Source organism: Kitasatospora nipponensis (assembly GCF_039528135.1).
Lineage (GTDB): Bacteria > Actinomycetota > Actinomycetes > Streptomycetales > Streptomycetaceae > Kitasatospora > Kitasatospora nipponensis.
The window spans coordinates 1-2,082 of sequence record NZ_BAAALF010000402.1; the positions used below are offsets into that span (position 1 = coordinate 1).

The 2,082-nt window shown below is 68.5% G+C and carries 2 protein-coding genes; both read left to right on the plus strand.

The genetic code is table 11. The features are described 5' to 3' along the window. A partial coding sequence (locus tag ABD323_RS40620; protein ID WP_344447135.1) for a phosphopantetheine-binding protein occupies nucleotides 1–512 on the plus strand: 512 nt, incomplete at its 5' end. Then, a partial coding sequence (locus ABD323_RS40625) for a condensation domain-containing protein (protein ID WP_344447136.1) occupies nucleotides 512–2,082 on the plus strand: 1,571 nt, incomplete at its 3' end. The genes ABD323_RS40620 and ABD323_RS40625, both read left to right, overlap by 1 nt.

Here is a 2,082-nt window from a genome sequence, read left to right on the forward strand (position 1 = left end):
CCGTCGTCGTGCGTGAGGACGTGCCCGGCGACAAGCGCCTGGTCGCCTACGTGGTCCTCGCCCACGGTGAAGTTGATGAACGGAAGCCTGTTCTCGCGGAGTTCGTGGCACAGCGACTGCCGGAGTACATGGTGCCCTCGGCGGTGGTGGTGCTCGATTCGCTGCCAGTGACGAGCAACGGCAAGGTGGACCGCAAGGCCCTGCCGGCACCCGAGTACACGCCGGGCAGCGGCCGCGAACCGGCCAACCCGCAGGAGAGGGCCCTGTGCGAGGCGTTCGCCCAGGTCCTCGGCCTCGAGAAGGTCGGGGTTGACGACGACTTCTTTGCACTAGGCGGTCACTCACTGCTCGCCACCCGGTTGGTCAGCCGGATTCGCGCCGCGCTCGGGGTTGAGGTGGAGCTGCGTGCGCTGTTCAAGGCGCGGACCGTGGCAAAGCTCGTAGGTCAACTTGGAAGTCAAAAGTCAGCTAGGCCGGCGTTGCGGCCGATGCGTAACCAGGAGGAGTCCTGATGATTCCGTTGTCGTTCGCGCAGCGCCGCCTGTGGTTCATCGGGCAGCTTGAGGGGCCGAGTGCGGTTTACAACCTTCCCACGGCGCTGCGGCTGTCGGGTGAGGTGGACCGGGAGGCTTTGGGCGCGGCGCTGCGGGATGTGCTCGGTCGGCACGAGGTGCTTCGCACCGTCTTCCCGATCGTGGATGGTGAGCCACACCAGCGGATTGTGGCTCTTGACGAGTTGGTGTGGGGACTGGAGGCGGTTGAGCTCGCGGCAGCGGACCTGGCTGGTGCCGTGGCCCGGGCGGCCGGGTATGCGTTCGACTTGTCGGTCGAGATCCCTATCCGGGCCTGGCTGTTCTCAGTTGGCGCCGAAGACCACGTACTGGCTCTGACGGTCCATCACATCGCTGCCGACGGGTGGTCGATGGGGCCGTTGGCTCGGGATCTCTCGATGGCCTATGCGGCGCGTTGTGAGGGGCGGGCGCCGCAGTGGGTTCCGCTTCCGGTGCAGTACGCGGACTACGCGCTCTGGCAGCAGGAGCTGTTGGGTGACGCGCAGGACCCGGAGAGCGTGCTGTCACGGCAGGTCGCCTACTGGCGCGCGGCACTGGCTGAACTACCGGAGGAGCTGGAGCTACCGCTCGACCGGCCACGTTCCGCGGTGGCGAGCCACCAGGCGCATCGGGTGCCGCTGGAGATTCCGGCCGAGGTGCACGCGCGGCTGGTGGAGGTGGCGCGGGCCGAGGGCGTGACGATGTTCATGGTGTTGCAGGCCGCCCTCGCGGTGCTGCTGTCGCGCCTGGGTGCAGGCACGGACATTCCGATCGGTGCGGCGGTGGCCGGCCGTACCGACGAGGCGCTGGATGATCTGGTCGGGTTCTTCGTCAACAACCTGGTGATGCGCACCGACCTGTCGGGCGACCCGACCTTCACCGAGGCACTGGCCCGGGTTTCCGAGGCCGGCTTGTCGGCTCTCGCCAACCAGGATGTGCCGTTCGAGAAGCTTGTGGAAGAACTCGCCCCGGCGCGATCCCTGTCGCGCCACCCGCTGTTCCAGGTGATGCTCACCGTGCAGAACACGGGGCGGGCCGCGTTGAGCCTCCCGGGTGCGCGCGCCGGGGCGGTGCCTGCCGAGTTGTCGGCCAGCCTGTCGGTGGCCAAGTTCGACCTGGACATCAGTGTGGGCGAGGCCTTTGATGACGAGGGTCGTCCGGCGGGCCTGCGTGGGGCGGTGATCGGGGCGGCTGACCTGTTCGACGCCGAGTCGGTGGAGCGCATCGCGGAGCGGTTGGTGCGGGTGGTGGGCGTGGTGTCCGCGGATCCGCGGGTGCGGGTGAGTGCGGTGGATGTGTTGGAGGAGGTGGAGCGTCGTCGGGTGCTGGTGGAGTGGAACGAGACGGCGGGTGTGGTGGTGGGGTCGTCGGTGCCGGAGGTGTTCGCGGCGCAGGTGGGGCGGACGCCGGGGGCGCCGGCGGTGGTGGGTGATGGTGTTGTGCTGTCGTACGCGGAGTTGGATGAGAAGGCGAATCGGCTGGCGAACTACCTGGTGGCTCAGGGGGTGGGGCCGGAGTCGGTGGTGGCGGT